Here is a 22,111-nt window from a genome sequence, read left to right as displayed (position 1 = left end):
GTATCGGATGCGACACCATTCGGGGAATCTCCTAACTTTGTGCCATGGAGGTCGCCGCGCTGCCGATGTTGGAAAGCTGCCCCACACCTGTGGGCCGGTGTCTGTACGTGCTGGTTTTCGAGGGCGACCCGCTCCTTAAGATTGGCCTGAGCACGGGCCTTTCCCGGATCAAGGGACTCCGGAGGGATTACCTGATTGACTTCCAAAACTCCTATCTGGTTTCCAGCGAGGACAAGCCCTTCTTGAGGGAGCTGGAAGTTATTCTGCTCAGTAAATCGGGGAATTTCCGGATCAGCAAGTACTTCCAGATGAAGTACAGGACCGGGATCTCCTCTTTCTCCCCTTCAGGGGCGAGGGAACTGCGCTCCAGCCTATGCCTCAACTTAGTCCTTGAGGAGATCACCCGCCAGGCGAACCTTTCGGGGCTCGCTACGCTTACGGTCAGGAAAGGAATCGCCCTGACAAATTCTGCCAATTGCGTCGGTTCACCCGGCAAAGGGATACCGAAGGAACGGGTCTGGTTCAATGAACTCCACCGGGGACTGCAGGACATCCTGCTCTGGATAAGGAACCCGGCAGATAACCAGATCCGCAATACCGAAGGGGTGTACTTGATAAAGCGGTATAAGAGAGGGGTCCTCATCGCCTGTGACGGGAGGGCCAGCATCTTCGCCCAAAGGCTGTTCCAGTTCTGGCTCCATCCCTGCAGGCCTGTCAACCTGATCGAGGAGACCAGGGACCTGGGGAACGGGGTGTACCTGCTCATCGGCTCCGGCAGGGATATCCCTTCCGAGGCAGAAATCAAACAGATATACCCGGAGAAAGACTGGGCGAGAAGATTCTACTCCTGGGTACGCTATAATTTCAGCTGGTCACTGAAGGCGGTCATCAACTACAGCCCCATGGGCATTGACATAAACAGGATGGAGGAGGTCGAGGGCCTGAGCGCTGGGCAATACGAGGTAATCAAGTCAATTCTGAGGGAGGACAAGTAAACCTACGGGTATAACCCGTTAAAGCACTGGATTCCCCAAAGGCTACCTTTTGTAGAAGTGGCAGAGGCCTACTCCCGGGTTGAGCAGCTTCCTATGCAAAATCGGCACTTACCTTCTTACCAGATCCGGCGGATCCCTCTTCCTGCCAGCTCCTCATCATTTACTTCCCAAAGGCGCCGCATCTCATCCGAGCACCTCTTCACCAAGGCGGTCCCCTGATAGGCCATCTCATACGACTCAGGTCGGAACGGTTTCCCCTGTACCACCACCTTGATATAGCCTCTCTCCAGCAATACATTGATGGAATCATATAGGCAAGGCAGGAAATAGGCCCCCGACAGATAGGCGTCCAGCTTGGAGGCGGTGAACGGGTACTTTGCCAGGGAGAGCCGCTGGCAGGCGCAGAGCACCTCCCAATCCCGCTGCCGGATACCCGTCTTCTTCTTAAGGTCCTTGAGGACCCGGTGCTGCACGGCCAGGATGCCGGAAATATCCGAGTAGGGGATGTTCATGCGTTATAGGGAGTGTAAAAGGATGGGATTGGAGGGTATCTGTTGCAGTTACAAAAGTAACTGTCATCATTGCATACTTGATTGTGCCCGTAACCTGAAGTTTACCTTGATATAGGTAAGGACAAAGGTGGATTATAGTTCAGAAACCACTGCCGTTATTTATTGTCATGAACAACTAAATAGCCATTAAAAGGAGTATTCTAAGACTTCTTTCATTTGAAGGGACATCTATCATAATCACCTATCGAAATCCAATACGCTTCCTATTCCCAGAGTTAATATTAATTATATGTCGCCTTTTTCTTTCAGAAGGTTTATGAAGTCTTCTTTGCTTTTGGTGCACTTAGCAAACTCTATAAAAAACTTCTTGGGCATGCCGCATTGTTTGGCCATTGATGCAATTAAGAAATCGTTTAACTCTTGTCCGTTATGACTTGAATATGTACGGGCAACTAGCTTATTGTCATGCCAAAATTCATAATAATGATGATGGCTACTTTCTTTTATGAAACCTTTTTGCAGTAGATTACTAATAGCTTTTTTAGGGTCGAGTACAGCCATTATAAATTTGTTACTGTATTGATGAGGAGATTATAATACTGCTTTACTCGGAGAAGTCTTTTGGAGAGCTGGTCGTCCTGCAGTTCCGTTAGTCTATTGTAAGTATGATCGAACTGACTGAACAACTCAATTTTTGCCTGGGTAAGGTTTGCCCCGGCCGCATAAATATCCAGTTGCTCGTTTTCGATAATGGTGCCACCGCCTTCCTGATAGATTTGGAAAAGAACTGGCGCAATGAAAGTATATTTATGGCCCAAAAACTCAATTTGGTCCAATTTTAAAGAAAGAGTCGCTTCCTTATCATTGTAGATTTCAGAAGGTTTACGCACAACTTTACCACCTTTGGTGGTAGTGACGATCATCTTGGCTACAGCTGTGCTTTCCCCGGAATCAATATCAGTAGGCAGGTTCTCTTCAACCAGCAGTTTGATAAGGACTGATTTTTTTAACTTCTTAACCTGGTAAACTTGGTAAAAATGGTTTTCAGCATCCCTTCTGACGATGCTAACTGGTTTTTCGCCACCCGCTTTACTAAATTCGTAAACGCGCTTGATCACTTCATTTTTTGCTTCTGGTTGGGTGTAATGGTCTAGTATTGCTTTAAAATTACCTTCGCTAACATCCCGCATAATTCGTGAAAAATCATCGTTTACTGCCTTTTTTGCCCGATGTATGCTTGCATCAGAATGAAAAAGAGTGGGCTTTGGATGATTGTTTAGCTTAAAAGCTGGTACTGGGGAACCGTTATAAAAACCAGAAAAATCTAGCTTAAAGTCATCGAGACTAACGGCTTCATTTAACTCTTGGGAATGTTTCGCTAAAGTCAGAACCAAAGCCTCCAAAGAATTGCCGACGCTTTTCAGAATTGACCAAGGAACAATATGCTCATCGCTTGGTTTGCCTATTCTAAGCAAAACTTCTTTATCAAGATCTATAGCCTGTATTTCGTTTGTTGGCATGGGGTAAGTAAGGCGGCATTGCCACTATATAGTGCGCGAATGTATAATATTAATTTATATTAATATAAACTCTAAAAGATATTAATACAGTTCCACTCATACTATACAATGCCTACTACTTCGGGTTGCTTTGGGAACTATAAAATCGCTTAATTTTTTTGCGGTAAAATCCTGATTACTCTGTATCAAAATAAGTATTGCTTAGATGAACCCTCTTTAGGTTTAACTATGCCCCTTTGCAACTGTTTTAAACTGTATGCTATTAAGCTATAGCTTTAATTTCGCAATTCTAATCAATCCTCTATTGCTGGCTTGAAGAGCCGCATGGCTTGAGTTGCCTGGAAGGAACCTCCCCGACTAGTTTTGAAGCCGTGGCGGTTGAGTTCCTCTGCGATCTCTCTCCATGTGGGTGCGTTACCGGCCTCATCTTTTCTTTCACGAAGTGATCTAACTAGGGCCGCAGCCCGTCGGTTATTCACGTTTTGCTGAGCGTTCCTTCGGCGGGTGTCCAAGGAGGCCATTCTTGCCTCATCAGTGAGATTGGCGGGCGTGCCAGGTTTCCAGTTAGGCTCTCTTAGTTTCTTGGCATGCAGGGCTTCTTTGGTACGTTTGCTAATAGTTTCTCGCTCATGCTGTCCCACGGCTGCGAAGACTCCGATGGTCAGGGTATTGGCGTCGGGCATGTCGGCGCAGATGAAGTCTACTCCGGTGTTTCTCAGCGTGTGGATGAACGCCTGGTCACGGGAGAGTCGGTCCAGTTTGGCGATGATGAGTCTTGCACTTTGAGCGTTGGCGTAGGAGATGGCCTTCTCCAGTTCTTGCCGGTTGTTTTTCTTGCCGGATTCTATCTCGGTGAAGGAGGCCAGTATTAGCTGAGGGTCTCTCACGCACTGGTTCACGGCGTTCTGCTGTGCTGCCAGCCCTAGGCCGCTCTCGCCCTGTTTGCTGGTCGATACGCGGTAATACGCCACATACTTGGTCTCTGCGGTGGTAGGTAGCTGTGTCTCCATATCCTGTTACATTAGTCAATCGAACGTTCAACAAATGTAACATAGGGTTTCTAGAAATAAAATACCTGGGATAATATTAGTCTGAAGCATAGGTACCTGCTTTTCTGTTTAAACCTGCCTGCTCTTCAGGAGCCAGATCAGGCAGGAGTGGGCAGTGTGGACAGCCTCCCGGAGCCGGAGTCCGTTAGAGAGGACCGATGCCTCCAGCAGGCCTATCTGGGCATGGACCAAGGCGGGTTCCTCCCCCATGGCTGTTTCCAGGAGGCTTAATAGGTCCTGGGCGTATGCTATCGCCTCCCTTGTCTGGATGTAAGAAAAATCCTCCCTGGCAAGCTGTCTCCTGAGCGTGAGCCGCACTTCGGCCAGCTCATTCAGGCACGCATCCACAGGATTTACATCTTTGATGAGGGAACGAAGGCGTGATGGGGTAAGGCCAGCCATGTGCTGTTTTCTTTGGTTGCTGGTGCAATATACCCGCACGCGGTAGCCTTGGTTTGGGGAGAGGGCTTGATTCCGTAGATAAGCGGCATTTTTAGTGGTTATCCCTTCCGGGGCCTGTAGAAATGCGCCTCCTTCCGGAAGAAATCACTTATCGGGCCTTATAAACATAAGGCAGCCGCCCACCTTTTGGAGATGCGCGGCTGTAATCCATGATGACTCCCTCAGAGCGCAAGCGGATAAGGGGCTTAAAACTATTATGAAAACGGTAATTTAGGCTACTAGATCATACCCTTAGGCGTAGTGGAGGTTTCAGGAATACTTGATATTCAGTGTTTAAACCTGATAATTAAGTATTTATCTGTAAGTATTTACCTGGATATTCGGTGCGAAATCAGGCTGGGGCCGGGCATGCGTTACCTATGCCTGTCTTCCATGCTCTCCAGGAATAAATGCAGGTTGTTTTGCGCTTTCTGTATGGCTTCAGCAGCCTTGAGCCTCCTGGCTAGTATCATGGCTTCTAGCAGGGCTATCTGGGCAGCGATGAGCGCAGGGTGGTCCCTCATCATTGCTTCCAAGAGGTCCAATGCGTGCTGCGCCTCTTTGAGCAGTTTTATCACCTGCATGCAGGTTTCTGCCTCTAAATGGGGTAGCCTCGCGTTTGGGGCCAGTAAAGTCAACTTGTCGTTTACCTCCGCTAACCATGACAGCAATGTGTGGGTGGGGTTTCTTTGCTCCATGTCCTTGCGTACGGGTGAAACGATGAAAACGGCAGCGGGAGGAGAAATCATCGCGGGGCCGGGGGAAGAACGGGAATCTTCGGCTGGCTTATTCCAGTATCTTTGGGGGAAATATACAGGGAATGCCATTCAGGAAAAAAAGCAATGAGGAGTTGACGCAGATTCTCGCCAAGGTCGAGGAACTCGGGAACGCATACGCGGACAACGGCCAAGCCCTGACTGGTTACATGCAGCAGGCATTGGGGGTGTTCGGCGGCCTCGTCAACCAAGGTTTCACGGAGGACCACCTGGACCACATCATCAACTACTGCCGGTCACGGGTGGAGTATGTGCTGTACCTGGGGGAGCGCGAGGAACGGGAGGATGCCTACGAACTCGCCAAGCTGACGCTCAGGTACTACCTCAGAAACAGCCACCTGGGAAATGGCGGCGAGGTAGAACTCTAACATGATTCCCTGCCTATTACCTGATTGTGTATGCGCCGTTCTTGCCTTGTTTCAGGGCTTTCAGGGCGTTTTCAATCCCCAAAGGTAGTTTCCTGCCGCTGCCCATCGTTAAGGGGAGCCACGCCCACCATGTGAGTGTTGGGGTACCCGGTCGAGCCTAGGCGATTTTCTTTTTGGCAGACTACTCCCGCTTGTTTTGTATGAAGGTCAAGCGGGCTATTAGTGCAGAAAGTGCCAGAAGTGCAAGGGTGCCGCAGGAGGTTTCTGGCTGACCATCCCCTTGTCACCACCGGTAAAGTAGAATGAAGCCCGAGGGGGCAGGGTTTCCGTTTCCCAAGGAAACTTACTCCATCAGAGGCTTGCGTGTCTGTGTCAAAAGGATGCAGGACCGCCAAAACAGACCCACCCGGTCAGACCCAAAGCGTTCCAATCGGGTCAACATACCCCCGCACCTTAAATACCAAACACCCAAAGGAGAAGACCAATACTAATAGTTGAGGGAGTATTTGCTAACTTTACATCTACCCCCTTTAACCGCCTCTTAAATCTTTCTCTTAAATATATCCATGAAGAACAAGTATGTTACAATATTTCTGTTGTTCTTATTCATATTAACCTCATTAACTGTTTCGGCATCATCTAGTACTGATAGCTTACTCAACGAGCTAACTAGTACAATCAAAAGGAATGACAGCTTTATAGATATAAAAAACAATCAACTAAATAGGCTCAAAAAGAGCCTTAAGGAGACCAATTCACCTCTTCAGCACTTTGCCCTGTATGATAAACTCGTATATCAGTATCGGGCTTTCAAATATGACTCAGCTTTTGCTTATGCACTCAAATTACAGGAGGTGGCAAGAGACCTTCAGGACCCAGTCAGGATTACGCACGCCAAGCTGAAACTAAGTTTTATCCTAGTTTCATCAGGTATGTACAATGAGGCCCTCGACTCACTGGAAACCATTGGGGTCACGAACATGCCCGATAGCGTGAAGGTAGACTACTATGCCCTAAAATCGCGGGCGTACTATGACCTGTCTGGCTATACCCAGGATATCTACTATTCCACACGCTACAGGAACAAAGGAGAGGCCTATGTGGATTCTGCCCTTGCTATGCTCACCGGGAGTGATCTGCGGTTCCATGCCTTGAATGGGATGCGATCAGAGATAGCTGGGAAACCAGACGAGGCGCGTGACTACTTTCAGACTATTCTAGACAGGTTCCACCCATCGCTAAATCAATATGCGATGGCTGCAAACTCCCTAGGCAACATTTACTACAACAAAGGTGACAAGGAAAAAGCTATTGAGATGATGGCTAAGGCCGCCATAGCCGACCTGAAAGGCTCAGTAAAAGAAGGTGTGGCGCTCATGACCCTTGCGGAGTTCCTCTACAAAACCGGTGATGAGGTAAGAGCCTATGAGTACATCAAACAGGCTTTGAAAGATGCCACGTTTTACGGGGCCAAACAACGGACTATTCAGGTAGCAGCCATTCTGCCTATTATTGAGGGCGAGCGCCTGACTACAGTGGAAGGGCAGCGCCAACGGCTTTACGTTTACGCCATCGTGGTCACCGTATTGTCCTTGTTGGTGCTTGTCTTCGCCTACATCATCTTCCGGCAATTGAAACAACTGCGGGAGGCAAAACGCACCCTCACCGAAGCCTTTGACAAGCTGCAGAAAACGAACGATGAACTGGTGGGAGCCAAGCAGACCCTCACCGATGCCTATGATCAGCTGCGGGAAACCAATGATAAGCTGATTGAGGCAAACGTAATTAAGGAGGAGTACATTGGCTACTCGTTCAACTTCCAGTCCACGTACCTGGACAAGATAGATAAGTTCAAGAAATCCATTGATCGCAAACTCATGGCTAAGAAGTATGACGAGATCGGACATGCCATGAAGAGCATCAATGTGCAGAACGAGCGCGAGTTGCTGTTCCAGAGTTTTGATCAGACCTTCCTGAAACTGTTCCCTAACTTTGTCTCTACTTTCAACTCCTATTTCAAGGAGGAAGACAAAATCAGGCTCAAAGACAAAAATTCCCTCAACATTGAACTCAGAATCTTTGCGCTCCTACGCTTGGGCATCACCGACCATGAGCAGGTGGCTCAATTCCTGGACTACTCCGTGAGAACCATCTACAACTACAAAACCAAGGTCAAGAACCGGTCTATCTTGCCCAACGATGACTTCGAGGAAAAGATCATGGAGATCAAAGCCTTTTAGGCTGGCCTTGAGAATATCTGAAGCCACCTCTTAACCAGAAATTCAGCAAACCCCTTTTTGGCGCTCTTTTCACAAAAAGAATCCGAAAAGGGGTTTCCTTTTTTATCCAGTTCCAAGCCGCCAACTGAGGACCTGCTATTGTTTTGGTACATGATATTTCCAGTCGAAGACAAGATGCCTTTTTGAGATTTTGTTAAAACCATTGCGATAGTAATGCTTCCCTAGTAGAGGCTTAATCAATGTCTAAAAAATCAAGAATGGGATGAAAATCAACACAAATTGGGCTTTTTAAGCTAAAAACCATTTACTTTTTCCAATACCCCAATAAGGTATTTTTAAATTTTAAAACACTGATTTTCATTTAGTTAAACATGGTTCACCGCTGAAAATAGTTACTTTCCATTTCACTTTCTTCTACTTGGCTAGTAAGAATCTCAAATTTGTAAACAAGGATTAAGTACGCACATCATTTCATCTATTCCTGCGCTTCTCCTCTGACGAACAGCCTGTCAAAATTAACAAAATGACAAATTTTAATAGCTAACATAACATACTTCACACCTTTATGACCAAACTTTTAACTCAGTGGCCACCAAAGCATAGTTCTTTTGTGGATTGTGTTTTCTGCAAGAAAGGACTTTCTTCCAGGTGGCATGGGCAGGTGGCTGCCCTAGTGGTGTTTCTTTTCCTCACCCTACCCGCGTGGGCCCAAAGCACCCGAACTATATCGGGAACTGTGGTAGATGTAAACAGCATAGGTCTTCCCGGGGTTTCGGTTGTCTTGAAAGGTACTACCGTAGGCACTGCTACGGATGGCTCCGGTAAATTCAGCATTCCGGTCCCCGAGGCGGGTGGCACCTTACAGATTACGTACATCGGCTACCTTAACCAGGAAATCCCGCTAACCACACAGACCAATGTGAATGTGGTATTAAGGGAAGATGCCAAAGCCTTGGATGAAGTAGTGGTAGTTGGTTACGGTACCCAAAATAGACGAGAGATAACAGGATCTGTTTCCTCAGTGAACATGGAGCAAACCCGGTCACTACCTGTACCAGATGCGGGTCAGGCCTTGCAGGGACGTGCCGCCGGGGTGCAGGTAGTTGGTTCAGGTGCTCCGGGCAGCAACGTAACTATTAGAGTAAGAGGTACTGGTACCATCGGGAACAGTGATCCTCTTATTGTGATCGATGGCGTACCCACAGACCTTCCTTTGAATGCCATTAACCCAGATGACATTGCCACCATGGACATCCTGAAAGATGCCTCTGCTACTGCTATCTATGGCTCAAGAGGTGCTAATGGGGTAGTACAGATCACCACCAGAAGAGGTACTGACAAAGGACGTCTTGAGTTCAAAGCGTATACGGCCGTACAGCAAGCCACCAACATGGTGGAGATGTTGAACTCTGCCCAATTCGCTGCTTTGCACAATGAGATCATGGCCAATAACGGTCAGCTTCAGAACCCGGCATATGCAGATCCGGCCTCCATTACTACCAATACAGATTGGTTAGGTGAATATTTCCAATCGGCACCCCAGCAGAACTATTCTCTTTCTTACTCAGGTGGTACCGAGAAGTCTAACTTCTATACATCAGGCACCTACACAGACCAGCAAGGAATTGTAATCAACAACCGGTATAAACGATATACCCTCACCCTCAACAGCGAAAATAACTTTGTCAAGTGGTTTAAACTTTCCAATAACCTCTTGTTAAGCCATGACAAAAAGAGCAGTGGGTCCATAGATATCAGGAATGCCATGGCTGCTCTGCCGGTTCAGCCGATCTACAATCCTGATGGCACTTGGTCTGGCCCGGAAGGCCAAAGCAGCTGGTATGGCGATGTGCGCAACCCCATAGGCCAGGCCCTCATCAATGACAATACCACTTCCGGTTACAATGTATTGGGCAACTTAAGTGGTGAGTTTCTTATTCTGCCGCAGTTAACATTCAAAACCACTTTGGGTATCCAAGCTGCCTTTTGGGACAGCAGAAGCTGGTCGCCGCAATATGCTTGGAAACCCATAGCCAATGAGTTCAGCACCCTCTATCAGGGGTCTAACAGAAGCATCACCAAACTTTGGGACAATTACCTTACCTATGATGCCACTTTTGGGGGCAAGCACCACCTAACCATTTTGGCAGGAACCAGTGCCCAAGACAACCGCTATGATCAGATCAATGCCACCGGGCAGGATTTCATTAGTGATGATGCCCAGCAACTGGACAATGCCACCTTAACTCTTCCTTCCGGCGGAAATGCCAGTGATTGGGCCTTGTTCTCCCTTTTAGGGAGGGTGAATTACAACTATAATGATAAATATTTGCTTACCGCCAACATCCGTCGTGATGGCAGCAGCCGTTTCGGGCCTAACAACCGCTACGGTACCTTCCCGTCTGCCTCGGCTAAGTGGCGGATCTCAGAAGAAGGCTTCTTAAAAGAAATAGGTTGGCTAAGTGATTTATCATTAAGGGTAGGTTACGGTATTACCGGTAACCAGAACATTGGCAACTATGCCTATGCCTCCCGATTATCCATTGGCGAAGCTACGTTCAACAACACCGTGGTAAACTCAGTGGTACCGGTGGTGCTGCCAAACGCAGACGTGCGCTGGGAAGAAGTAGAACAGTCCAACATTGGTTTGGACGTTGCTTTCTTGAATGGCCGAGTAAACGTAACCGTTGATGCTTACCTGAAAAACACCAATGACATGTTGGTGCCCATGAACGTGCCAGTAACCACTGGCTATTCAGACATCTTCGTGCCGAGTATCAACTTCGGGAAGGTCCGGAATAAAGGACTTGAGTTTGCCGTAAACACCCAGAATCTGACGGGTGCAATTGATTGGAGCACTAACTTCAACTTCTCCATCAACCAGAATGAGGTCCTAAACCTGAACGGCGATGTGCCCTTGTACGGGGGTATAGGACAGATTAACCGCCAAAAAGTGGGATACCCTATCAACTCGTTCTACGGGTTCGTTATGAATGGCATCTTCCAGACCCAGGAAGAAGTAGACAACTATGCCCGCCAGCAGCAAGGCGCTGACCCATTCAACAGCACCGCCCCAGGCGATGTTAAGTTTCTGGATATTAACAACGACGGCCAGATCACCGATGCGGACCGCACCTACATAGGGGACCCTAATCCGCGGTTCACCTTTGCTATGAATAACACTGTGGCTTGGAAAGGATTTGATTTGACTCTGTTCCTGCAAGGGGTAGAGGGTAATGACATTTTCAACGCGAACAGAATCTTCCAGGAAGGCATGGCTGTGGCGCAGAACCAGACCACAGCGGTCTTAGGCCGCTGGACAGAGTCTAACCCCAGCGCTATCATGCCGCGGGCGGTTTTCAATGATCCCAACAAAAACACCAGGAACTCTACCCGCTTCATGGAAGACGGATCTTACCTGCGGGTGAAAAACGTGACCCTGGGGTATACCCTGCCGCAAAGTCTTACCCAAAAGGTGAAGATGAGTTCCGCCAGAATCTATGTATCAGGCCAGAACCTGTTCACCTTTACAGATTATACTGGGTTTGACCCAGAAGTGGGCACCAGCGGGGTAGACCTGAGCGTGTATCCCTTGGCTAGAACCCTGAGCGCCGGTATCAACATTGGTTTTTAATCTTTTAAACGAACAAGCATGAAATCATTTATAAAATATACTGCGGCTCTGTTGCTCACTTTTGGGCTTGGAAGCTGCGAAGATTACTTAGACAGGACCCCCTTAGACACTATTAACCCGCAGAATTTCTACAAGACAGAGAAAGATGCCATTGCGGCCATCAATGGTGCTTATCAACCCTTGATGTGGCCCAAGCTGTACAATTTCCAGATCTGGGGATCAGACATCTGGGCGGGTAATAGCATTGTAGGAGCTGGCGGCGGCACAGATGGGATCGGGACGCAGGATGTCTCCAACTTTGTGCTGACCACCGCCAACGAAGCAGCGCTGGATTTATGGAGAGGACCCTCCCCGGGTATCCTGCGGGCCAATGTGGTTTTGAAATACGTGCCAGCTATCGAAATGGAAGAAGGCTTGAAGAACCGCATTTTGGGTGAGGCCAAGTTCCTGAGAGGTCTCTACTACTTTATTCTGGTCAGGGCGTTTGGCGACGTTCCTTTAATCACTGATGCTCCCGATACCCCAACCCAAGAATATCTCTATCCTTCGCGTACGGCTAAAGAGGAGGTATATGCCCAGATTGTGCAGGATTTAACCGAGGCCATAGAGTTATTGCCAACGAGAGAAACTTACTCCGGCGCTGATATCGGACGCGCCTCTAAAGGTTCTGCTACCGGGTTATTAGCCAAGGTGTACCTGACTTTAGGTGATTATGGCAAAACCGTGGAATTGTGCGAGCAAGTGACCGCCTTGGGATATTCCTTGAACCCGGACTACAGCACCAATTTTAACCCTTTAACTGAAAATGGCCCCGAATCTCTTTTTGAAGTACAATACGCGGGCAAAGTGAACACCGCCGATTTCTTTGGGGGCAATGAGCAGATGGCCTCTTGGGTGAGCACGTTCACCGGACCAAGAAACGCCAACATGGTGGCAGGGGGCTATGGATGGAACCAGCCTACCCAGGAGTTTGTGAACCAATATGAGGCGGGTGACCTCAGAAAGGACAAAACCATTCTGTATGAAGGCGGTCCTGACTTTGACGGGCAGGTGTACAAGAAATCTTACTCCGTGACGGGCTATAACCTGCGCAAGTTCTTGGTACCAAAGTCTGTTTCTCCTGAATATAACACTAACCCAGCCAATTTCCCGGTGTTGCGCTATGCCGATGTTCTTCTGATGCAAGCCGAGGCACTAAATGAATTGGGAAGAACGGCAGAAGCACAGGCCCCTGCTACCAGCAACAGCAGCGGGGGACCTTTGAACCGGGTACGCCTGAGAGCAGGACTGCCGAACATTACCGGGCTTAACCAAACTGCTTTGAGAACAGCCATCAGAAAAGAGCGTCGGATTGAGCTAGCCTTTGAAGGACACCAGTGGTTTGATATCATCCGGTATGACAACGGACAGTATTTTGTGCCTTACCTGCATTCTTTAGGCAAGACAAACGCCAGCACCAAGCACATGCTGTTACCCATTCCGCAGCAGGAAGTAACGGCAAACCCTAATCTTGTTCAAAATCCCGGTTTCTAATCATTGGCCTATTCATTCTCCTTGACAGATATGGAAAATATTCTAATCCTTCCTAAAAAAGCAAGCTGGTTCTCTGCCGTGCTGCTCCTACTGGTCACCTTATTTGGGGTTTCTTGTAAAACCGATATTTACGACGAGTTTGACCAAGGTGTAAATGCGCCACTGGCCCTTTCTACCAGCAAAGAGAGCGTGGTCCTGCAGGAAACCATAGCAGCCAGCGAGGCCGTTGCTTTCAACTGGACTACCGGTTCTAATTACGGTACCAACAATTCTATTTCCTACACCCTTTATCTTGACCGGCAAGGAAACAATTTCCAGAACTCCGTGGTAGCCGATATGGGCAAAGCCATTTTCCAGAAGAAGTACAGCGTGAAGGAATTTAATGACCTTTTGCTAGGCTTGAACCTTACCCCCGGGGTGGAGACTACTATTGAAGCCAAAGTAGTTTCGAAAGTTTCTGGTACAGATTTGTCAGACTCTACCACTACTACCCTGAAAGTAACCTCATACCAACCAGTCTCCACCACTCTGTTTCTGATTGGGGACGCCACGCCGAACGGTTGGAGTGCCGATGATGCCACGCCTTTGACGTTAAACCCTTCTGCTCCGGGCAGGTTCACCTGGCAAGGAAGACTCAAGACTGGGGATTTTAAGTTTATTACCACCAAAGGCGCTTTCCTTCCTTCTTATAACAAAGGAACGTCTCCCACTCAACTGGTGTACCGCACTTCAGATGCTGAGCCGGATGATAAATTCACCATTACCCAAGCCGGATTGTACGCCATCTCTGTGAACCTACTGGACATGACCATTTCCATTGTAGAAGGCTCCGCTCCGCCTTATTCTGAGCTGTGGATTGTAGGAGACGCTACCCCTAATGGGTGGAACATTGACAACCCAAATAAAATGCGGGTAGACCGGTCAAATCCTTACGTGTTTACCTATAATGAAGTGCTCAATGCCGGAGAGTTCAAGATACCAACTTTCACAGGAAATGGGTGGGCAGGTGATTTCTATATGCCATTAGCTAACAACCAGGACCTCTCGTTGACCGGAGTTCAACTCGTGAGAGGCGGCAGCCCAGACCTGAAGTGGAGAATCACTACACCGGGTGCTTACAAGATTAGGCTGGATCTGGAAACCATGGAGATTGATATCAAGCCGTTCACGCCGCCTACCCAAATCTGGTTTGTAGGAGATGCCACCCCTAACGGATGGGACATTGGTAATGCCACGCCTTTGGTCCGTGATGCCGTCAACCCTAACATCTTCACTTACACTGGTGCGCTTAAAGCGGGAGAGTTCAAGTTCCCGTTGCAGAAAGACTTCAATGGTGATTACTACATGCCCGTTACAGCCAACGAAGACATTACTAGCACAGAGATGAAATTTGTACCGGGTGGTCAGCCAGACAACAAATGGAAGATCTCCGCGGCACAAGCTGGCAACTACAAGATCACCATTGATGTGTTGCACGAAACCATCAAATTTGAAAAGCAATAGTTCCCTTACTTACATGATACCGGACTTTCTCCAGTAGGAAGGCCGGTATCAAATTACCTTATTATGACATCTAAACTTTTTTGGTCTTGTTTGCTTGTGCTGTCAATAGGATTGGGTTGCAAAGAAAGCAGTAGTGATGTTGACCCCACTCCAACAGAAGTGCCAGTAAACCCTGGTACCCCGGCGTACGGGAACGTGACTATCTCCACTGATAAAGCAGCCTATGCGCCTGGGAGTGAAGTCACCATTACGGTTGATTTCTCCAAATTGCCCGCTAATGCAAAAATCAGGTACAAATACCTGAACCAAGTGGTGAGTGAAGCAGCGGTTACGGCTAGTACCTGGACCTGGAAAGCGCCCGCCACAGATTTTAGGGGCTACCTAGCCGAGGTGTTCAGCACTGCCAATGACACAGAAACTATACATGCCACTATAGGGGTGGATGTTTCATCCGACTGGGTCAAATTCCCGCGGTACGGATTTGTGTCTAAGTTTCCTCAGTTAAATAATGCAGAAGTAAACGCAGTCACAACCAACCTCAACCGGCATCACATCAACGGTATTCAGTTCTACGACTGGCACAACAAGCACCATATGCCCCTTCCCATGAATGGCTCAGCCCCGGCAAGCACTTGGAAAGACATCATCAACAGGGACATTTACTTCAACACTGTTGAGAAATATATCAATAGCGCGCATGGCTTCAATATGAAGGCCATGCAGTACAACTTGATCTACGGGGCTTGGGATAACGCCGAGGCTGATGGCGTGAGCAGGGAATGGTTTGTGTACAAAGACAACACCCGTACTAACAGAGATTTCCATCCGCTGGGCGCTCCGTTCTTAAGTAACATCTACCTGCTAGACCCTTCCAATACCGGCTGGCAGCAGTACTTAATCAACCAGAACAAGAAAGTGTATCAGGCCTTGGCGTTTGATGGTTTTCACATGGACCAACTAGGCAACAGAGGCACTACCTATAAGTACGATGGAAGTGCGTTAAACCTAGCTTCTACCTTTAAGCCGTTCATTAATGCGGTTAAAGCTGAAGCACCAAACAAATACGCTGTTCTGAACGCGGTAGCTCAATACGGGCAACAGGGAATAGCAGAGTCTAATGCCGATTTCCTTTACACCGAGGTCTGGAGCCCGTTTGACACCTATAATGATTTGGCGAACCTAATCAAGCAGAACAACACCCTCAGCAACAACACCAAGAATACGGTGCTGGCGGCCTACGTGAACTACGATTTGTCTAAAAATGCAGGCTTCTTCAATACACCTTCGGTCCTAATGACCAACGCCGTGATCTTCGCTTTTGGCGGTTCCCACCTAGAACTGGGAGAACACATGCTTGCCAACGAGTATTTCCCCAACAGCAATCTGGTGATGAAGCAGGATCTTAAAAATGCCATGGTTAACTACTATGACTTTTTGGTGGCCTACCAAAATATATTGCGTGATGGCGGTACGTTCAACAACGTGACGCTCTCCTCTACCGACGGCAAAATGAGCATAGCCAACTGGCCAGCCTCCACTGGAGCCGTAGCGGCAATTGGCAAGCAGGTAGGCACCAATCAGGTCATTCATCTGATCAACTTTAAAAACGCCAAAACCCAGAACTGGAGAGACAACACAGGCATCCAGACGGCACCCCTTCAGGTAAAGGATTCTAAGCTAACATTCACGGCCACCGGAACAGTGAAGAAAGTGTGGTGCGCGTCACCCGATAACATCGGCGGCGCTTCCAGATCACTGAACTTTGCCCAGAACGGTAACAGTGTCAGCTTTACGCTACCGGAACTACAGTATTGGAGCATGATTGTGGTAGAATATTAAGTCATACACCAAAGTGCATGGGTCGCAATCAGTGGCAATCTCTTGTTCCTGGTAGTTCTCGTTTCAGGGCTGTTTTCCTAAAAACAGCCCTGAAAGAGATTGACTCTTTAAAAATCAAATTTTACAAACTCTTAAAAAAGAAGCGATAGGTTCGGCGTGGCCTATCACGCGGGGCCACTTGTGCCTAAAAGGTTCCTTTAAAAAGATTTACCTGCAAACCCTTATGAGCAACAAATCTGTACAATTAAGTCTGGGGCTATCTCTCTTGTTTTTTGGTGCCTGCCAAATGCAAAAAGGAAACAGCCTTGTGGCAACTGCAACGCCGGTTGTGCAAGAGCAGCCCATTTACCAATCAGAACAGTACACCATTTACCCGAACCGGGTTGTTCAGGGCCATTTTGAGGCGAAAGTTCTTTCTCCCACAGAACTAGTCTCCAATTACAAAAGCATGGCCAAGGAGTTTTTGAGTCCTGAGCTGAAATTCAAGTTCAGCATCAATGGCAAGGACAATGAAATGTTGTCGGGTAGAGATCATTCCTTTGCTTGTATCTCAGAAAATGGCCGTTGTGAAATGCCGTTGATCGTCTTCGGGACGCAGAACACTATCGGCTCCAAAATCCCGGCCAATACCTACCTGGCCCCCAACACCAATCTAAAAATCCGGCTGGACATGCGCCCTGTTTTAGAGGCGTTTTCCAAAAAAGGCTTCTATACCGCTTTCAACGGCGACAAAATCTACAAGGAAGACTTCAAGGGTGTTTTTGTGGCAGGGGGAACGGCTCCCCTCACTTGGGACTTTGACAACCTGCACAACTTCAAGAACCTGGAGCTGAAAGACGCTGACAAAGACGGCATCTATGAACTGGATTTGGTTTTGAACCCATCGCAGGATGAAACTGTCACGGCCTCTACTTGGAAGATGACCCGCAACACCTCCGCTTTCCCGCAGTATAGATCAGACTATCCGGTAGTAGATGCCTTGTACAACCAGGCCCTGGAAGAAATGATCAACGCCGTAGAGCCGGACAGTACGTTCAGAACCGGGAAAGAATGGGCCGGTGTCTGGACTAGGGACATCAGCTACAGCATCATCCTTTCCATGGCGGCACTGCAACCCAGAGTTGCGCAGTACAGCCTTATGCGGAAAGTGAAGAACGGACGCATCGTCCAGGACACTGGTACCGGCGGCGCGTATCCAGCCTCTTCAGACCGCATTGTGTGGGCCGTGGCCGCCTGGGAACTGTACAAAGTGACTGGTGACCAAGCGTGGCTACGGGAATCGTATCAGATCATCAAAAACACCATGGAAGATGATTTGAAGAATGTGTATGATCCTAAAACAGGCTTGTTCCGGGGCGAGTCCTCTTTCCTGGATTGGCGGGAGCAGACTTACCCTGAGTGGATGCAGCCTGTGGACATTTACGCTTCGGAGAACTTGGGTACAAACGCGGTTTTCTACCAAGCCAATAAAATTCTGGCAGAAATGGCGGGTTTGCTACAAGATGCCCCGGCTGCGGCCAGATACCAAGGGATTGCTCTAAAGGTGAAGCAAGGTATCAATGATTACCTCTGGATGCCCGAGAAGGGCTATTACGGACAATACCTGTACGGACGGAACTACCTGACCCTTTCCCCAAAAGCAGAAGCACTTGGTGAAGCCTTGACCGTGCTGTTTGACATCGCTGATGGAGGTAAACAGAGGCAGATTGTGGCCAGTACCCCGGTGACCCCGTTTGGGATCACCAACATCTATCCGCAGATTCCTAACATTCCGCCGTACCACAATAACGCCACCTGGCCCTTTGTGCAGTCGTACTGGTCATTGGCTGCCGCGAAAGCCGGGAACGAAGCCGCCTTGGTGGAGAGTATGGGCGCCATTTACCGTCCGGCCGCCTTATGGCTCACCAACAAAGAAAACTTTGTGGCCACCAATGGGGACTACGCCGGCACCCAGATTAATTCCAGCAACATGCTCTGGAGTCTGGCCGGGAACCTGAGCATGACCTATAAAGTCCTCTTTGGTATGGATTACCGCGCCAAAAGCCTGGTGTTTAAACCCGTGGTGCCGCAGGCCTTCGGCGGAAAGCGCCAGCTTACCAACTTTAAGTACCGCAAGGCCGTGCTGGACATTGAAATGGAAGGCTACGGTGATCAAATCCAATCCATTACCATAGACAATCAGCCGTTGCCCAACGCAGAGATTCCGGCTAATCTGTCAGGGCAACACCAGGTGAAGATCGTGTTAGCCAACAAACCCTTTGGGGAGGGTAAAGTAAACCGGGTGGCCGTTGAGTTCGCCCCGGCTGCTCCTACGGTGACCTTCGCCCACGCCACGCTTTCCTGGAGTACCGCAGAGGGCGTGAAACAATATCTGGTACTTAAGAATGGACAGCGGATAGAGGAAACAGACAAGACCCTGTTCAAAGTCAATCCCAATGAGTATGCCGAGTACCAGGTGGTTGCTGTAGACACCAAAGGACATGAATCCTTCGCGACGGAGCCAATAGCGGTAGTGCCAAGCGGGAAGCAAATCATTCATGAAGCAGAGACCAGCCTAGCTAAGGCTACCCAAGCATATAAAGGTTTCTCAGGAAAGGGGTTTGTGGAAATCAGTAAAACCAAGAATACGGCCCCAGCATTTACTGTGTCTGTGCCGGAAAGCGGCATCTATGCCATTGACTTCCGTTACGCCAACGGTGAAGGTCCTATTAATACATCTAACAAGTGTGCTATCCGCACCTTGAAGCAAGGAAACAATCCCTTGGGCACAATTGTGCTGCCGCAAAGAGGCACAGACGAATGGTCAGACTGGGGATTCACCAATGCCGTGCAGGTAAAACTGGAGAAAGGCCGTCATGAACTGACCCTGGCCTTTGACCCAGTTAACGAGAACATGAACGGAGAGGTAAATCGCGCCATGTTAGACTATATGCGCTTGATCAAGGTACAATAATGAGCATGAGGGGTTCTGCAGCAACACTACTGCAGAACCCTCTCTTTTCAACTCCTGATCTTATAACGCCAAGGAACCCTGTATTTGCATGAGTTATCATCCGCACGAATGTAAAACTGCATAATTTGATTTAAGCCTCCTTTTAGGGATCTAGCCTGAAAACACCCTTTGATAACCGAGTTCCTATTCCTACTATGAAATACAATTTCCTTTTTCTTCCGTTTCTCCTGCTAAGCAGTCTTGCTTTTGCCCGACAAACAGCACCTAAAGGCTTAAGCCCAGGTAAGGTCAGTTCGTATAAAGTAACCGGCAACCAGGTAGTTTTCACCGCGCAGAACAACCAAAAAGTCTTGCTGGAACTGTGCAGTCGAGGTGTGGTGAAGGTGTGGTACGAACCCACCGGCGTGTTCAAGCGCAACAATGAGTCCTTCGCCGTCATAAATGAGAAGCTGGAGGATGTGGGAACGTTGCAGGTGAATGAGCAGGCACAGGTGTACGAGATTTTCACTGATCTTTTACGCATACGGGTAAACAAAGACCCGTTTCAGCTTCAGATTTTTGATAAGTACCAGAAACTACTACTCAGCGATTTCAAAGATCATGGCCTGGTGAAAGAAGGGGATCGTTTAGTGGCGTACAAGTCATTAAAGGCCGATGAACAATTTTTCGGGTTAGGGGAGAAATCAGGACCTTTGAACAAACGGGGGCTGACCTACAAAATGTGGAACAGCGACCAGCCGTGCTACAGCCCCACCCAAGACCCGCTCTACAAAAGCATTCCGTTTTTCATAAGCAGCTACAAGTACGGCATCTTCTTTGACAACACCCACAAGACGGAGTTCAAGTTGGGTAGCGAGTCAAATGACTACTTTTCTTTTGAGGCGCCCGGCGGCGAGATGCTGTATTACTTCATCTTCGGCAATAACTACAAACAGATCATCGAAGGCTATACCCAATTGACAGGCAAGCCTATTATGCCGCCTAAGTGGGCGTTTGGGTTCTCCCAGAGCCGGGGTCTTATGACCCGCGAAGACATGACCCGTGACATAGCCAAAGAATACCGCGCCCGCAAGATTCCCATCGACATCATGTACCAGGACATAGGCTGGACCAAGAACCTGCAGGATTTTGAGTGGGGACGCGGTTACCAGAATCCGAAACAGATGTTGAAAGACTTGGCCGCCGATGGATTCAAGATGATTGTCTCCCAAGATCCGGTGATTTCCCAGACAAACAAGAAACAATGGCGTGAGGCTGATTCTTTGGGTTATTTCGCCACCGATATCCGCACCGGGAAATCCTATGACATGCCTTGGCCGTGGGGTGGTAACTGCGGTGTAGTGGATTTCACCAAACCCGGCGTGGCCGATTGGTGGGGTGCCTACCAGCAAAAACCACTGGCCGACGGGGTGAAAGGCTTCTGGACGGACATGGGTGAACCTGCTTGGAGCAATGAAGATGCTGTGGACCGCCTTAACATGAGACACCACTTGGGAATGCACGAGGAAATCCACAATGTGTACGGCCTCACCTGGGACAAAGTAGTAAAAGAACAGTTCGAGAAACACAATCCCAATCAGCGGATATTCCAGATGACTAGGGCCGCATACGCAGGTCTGCAGCGCTACACCTTCGGATGGTCCGGGGACTCTGGTAACGGCAGTGATGTGCTGGAGGGTTGGGGGCAATTAGCGAACCAGATTCCTATGAGTTTATCGGCGGGCATGGGGTTGATTCCATTCTGGGCCTGTGATATTTCGGGCTATTGCGGGGATATCAAGGATTATCCGGCCATGGCCGAGTTTTATACCCGCTGGATGCAGTTTGGCGTATTCAATCCGTTGAGCCGCGCCCACCACGAGGGAAACACTGCCGTGGAGCCATGGCTATTCGGCCCGGATGCCGAAAGGAGATCGAAAGAGGCTATTGAGTTAAAATACAAGCTATTCCCATACATCTACACCTACGGACGAGAGGCGCATGACACCGGTGTCCCGCTCATGCGGGCTTTGCTACTGGAGTTCCCCAATGATGTGGAGACGTTCAAAGCCGATGCCCAGTTCATGTTCGGGAAAGAACTCTTGGTGGCCCCGGTAGTAGAGAAAGGCGCCGTCACTAAGAAAGTGTACCTGCCCGAAGGGCAATGGATAGATTTCAAGGATGGGAAAACCGTTTACAACGGTTCCCAATGGATCACCTATGATGCCCCCCTGGACGTAACCCCGGTCTTCGTGAAGAAAGGCTCTATTATTCCCATGATGCCCTTGATGCAGTACCTGCATGAGAAACCCACTTACCCCATCATGTTAGAGGTGTTTCCGGCCAACGAGGGCCAATCCGCATCTTTTGAATTGTATGAAGATGACGGCGAAACGAACAATTACCTGAGAAACATCTACGCGAAGACCAAATTTACCAGCATCACCAGTAAACATAACTGGACCGTGCGCGTGAATGAGCGCGAAGAGAAAGGGTACACTTCCACGAAGCCCCGCAATCTGGTGATCAAGCTGCACGCAAGCCAAGAACCTAAATCTGTTACCCTTGGCTCAACTAAGGTGAAAAAAGACAAACTGAAGTCCCTGCAAGAAGGCTTAGAAAATGACTTCAAAGCTGCTTGGTCTTGGGATAAGGAAAGTAATATTATTTACGTCAAATTGCCAGATTCTGGGAAGGCTCAAGAAGTCAACATCACTAAATAGAAGATCAGGTGTTGCTTCTAAAATAATAACATCTCACCCCCATTTA

At 48.6% G+C, this 22,111-nt stretch carries 15 protein-coding genes; 9 read left to right on the top strand and 6 right to left on the bottom strand.

All coding sequences use genetic code 11. The features are described from left to right. Positions 1–44: 44 nt before the first annotated feature. Positions 45–995 (top strand): hypothetical protein, encoded by a 951-nt coding sequence (locus FOA19_RS04310; RefSeq protein WP_149089542.1) that lies wholly within the window; start codon positions 45–47, stop codon positions 993–995. A 116-nt stretch (positions 996–1,111) separates the two neighbouring features. Here FOA19_RS04310 and FOA19_RS04305 read toward each other — a convergent pair whose 3' ends face one another. The 6 genes from FOA19_RS04305 to FOA19_RS04280 form a co-directional block, all read right to left on the bottom strand. After that, the gene (locus FOA19_RS04305) at positions 1,112–1,507 is read right to left on the bottom strand and encodes a hypothetical protein (protein ID WP_149089541.1); all 396 of its coding nucleotides are present in this window, start codon (positions 1,505–1,507) and stop codon (positions 1,112–1,114) included. A 285-nt stretch (positions 1,508–1,792) separates the two neighbouring features. Beyond that, positions 1,793–2,068, bottom strand: a complete 276-nt coding sequence (locus tag FOA19_RS04300; protein WP_149089540.1) for a hypothetical protein — start codon at positions 2,066–2,068, stop codon at positions 1,793–1,795. Then, entirely contained in the window at positions 2,068–3,027 is a 960-nt protein-coding gene (locus tag FOA19_RS04295; RefSeq protein WP_149089539.1) for a hypothetical protein, read from the bottom strand. Before FOA19_RS04295 ends, FOA19_RS04300 begins: the two co-directional genes overlap by 1 nt. Positions 3,028–3,320: 293 nt before the next feature. Continuing rightward, on the bottom strand, positions 3,321–4,037 hold the full coding sequence (locus FOA19_RS04290; RefSeq protein WP_149089538.1) for a recombinase family protein: 717 nt from the start codon (positions 4,035–4,037) through the stop codon (positions 3,321–3,323). A gap of 108 nt (positions 4,038–4,145) precedes the next feature. Next, the gene (locus FOA19_RS04285; RefSeq protein ID WP_149089537.1) at positions 4,146–4,517 is read right to left on the bottom strand and encodes a hypothetical protein; all 372 of its coding nucleotides are present in this window, start codon (positions 4,515–4,517) and stop codon (positions 4,146–4,148) included. Between the two features lie 374 nt (positions 4,518–4,891). Continuing rightward, positions 4,892–5,215 carry a hypothetical protein gene (locus FOA19_RS04280; protein ID WP_149089536.1) on the bottom strand — a complete coding sequence of 108 codons (324 nt, stop codon included), beginning with the start codon at positions 5,213–5,215 and terminating at the stop codon, positions 4,892–4,894. Positions 5,216–5,337: 122 nt separating this feature from the next. On the opposite strand from FOA19_RS04280, the gene FOA19_RS04275 reads away from it, so the two are divergent. From FOA19_RS04275 to FOA19_RS04240, 8 genes are all read left to right on the top strand, one after another. Further along, a complete protein-coding gene (locus tag FOA19_RS04275; RefSeq protein ID WP_149089535.1) occupies positions 5,338–5,661 on the top strand; it encodes a hypothetical protein in 324 nt (107 codons plus the stop codon). A gap of 854 nt (positions 5,662–6,515) precedes the next feature. Next, the gene (locus FOA19_RS04270; RefSeq protein WP_149089534.1) at positions 6,516–7,901 is read left to right on the top strand and encodes a DUF6377 domain-containing protein; all 1,386 of its coding nucleotides are present in this window, start codon (positions 6,516–6,518) and stop codon (positions 7,899–7,901) included. 565 nt (positions 7,902–8,466) lie between these two features. After that, positions 8,467–11,535 (top strand): SusC/RagA family TonB-linked outer membrane protein, encoded by a 3,069-nt coding sequence (locus tag FOA19_RS04265; protein WP_149089533.1) that lies wholly within the window; start codon positions 8,467–8,469, stop codon positions 11,533–11,535. An 18-nt stretch (positions 11,536–11,553) separates the two neighbouring features. Beyond that, positions 11,554–13,068, top strand: coding sequence for a RagB/SusD family nutrient uptake outer membrane protein (locus FOA19_RS04260; protein ID WP_149089532.1), 1,515 nt, complete (start codon positions 11,554–11,556; stop codon positions 13,066–13,068). Positions 13,069–13,098: 30 nt separating this feature from the next. Next, a complete protein-coding gene (locus FOA19_RS04255; protein WP_149089531.1) occupies positions 13,099–14,571 on the top strand; it encodes a SusF/SusE family outer membrane protein in 1,473 nt (490 codons plus the stop codon). Between the two features lie 159 nt (positions 14,572–14,730). Next, entirely contained in the window at positions 14,731–16,410 is a 1,680-nt protein-coding gene (locus FOA19_RS04250; protein ID WP_190300278.1) for an endo-dextranase, read from the top strand. Positions 16,411–16,717: 307 nt separating this feature from the next. After that, positions 16,718–19,363, top strand: coding sequence for an alpha-L-rhamnosidase-related protein (locus FOA19_RS04245; protein WP_223808728.1), 2,646 nt, complete (start codon positions 16,718–16,720; stop codon positions 19,361–19,363). Between the two features lie 194 nt (positions 19,364–19,557). Continuing rightward, positions 19,558–22,065 carry a glycoside hydrolase family 31 protein gene (locus FOA19_RS04240; protein WP_149089528.1) on the top strand — a complete coding sequence of 836 codons (2,508 nt, stop codon included), beginning with the start codon at positions 19,558–19,560 and terminating at the stop codon, positions 22,063–22,065. Positions 22,066–22,111: the final 46 nt, after the last annotated feature.

The organism is Rufibacter hautae (genome assembly GCF_008271695.1).
Classification (GTDB): domain Bacteria; phylum Bacteroidota; class Bacteroidia; order Cytophagales; family Hymenobacteraceae; genus Nibribacter; species Nibribacter hautae.
Note: the sequence above shows the minus strand (reverse complement) of the source record. Positions and strands in the feature narration are given on the sequence as shown.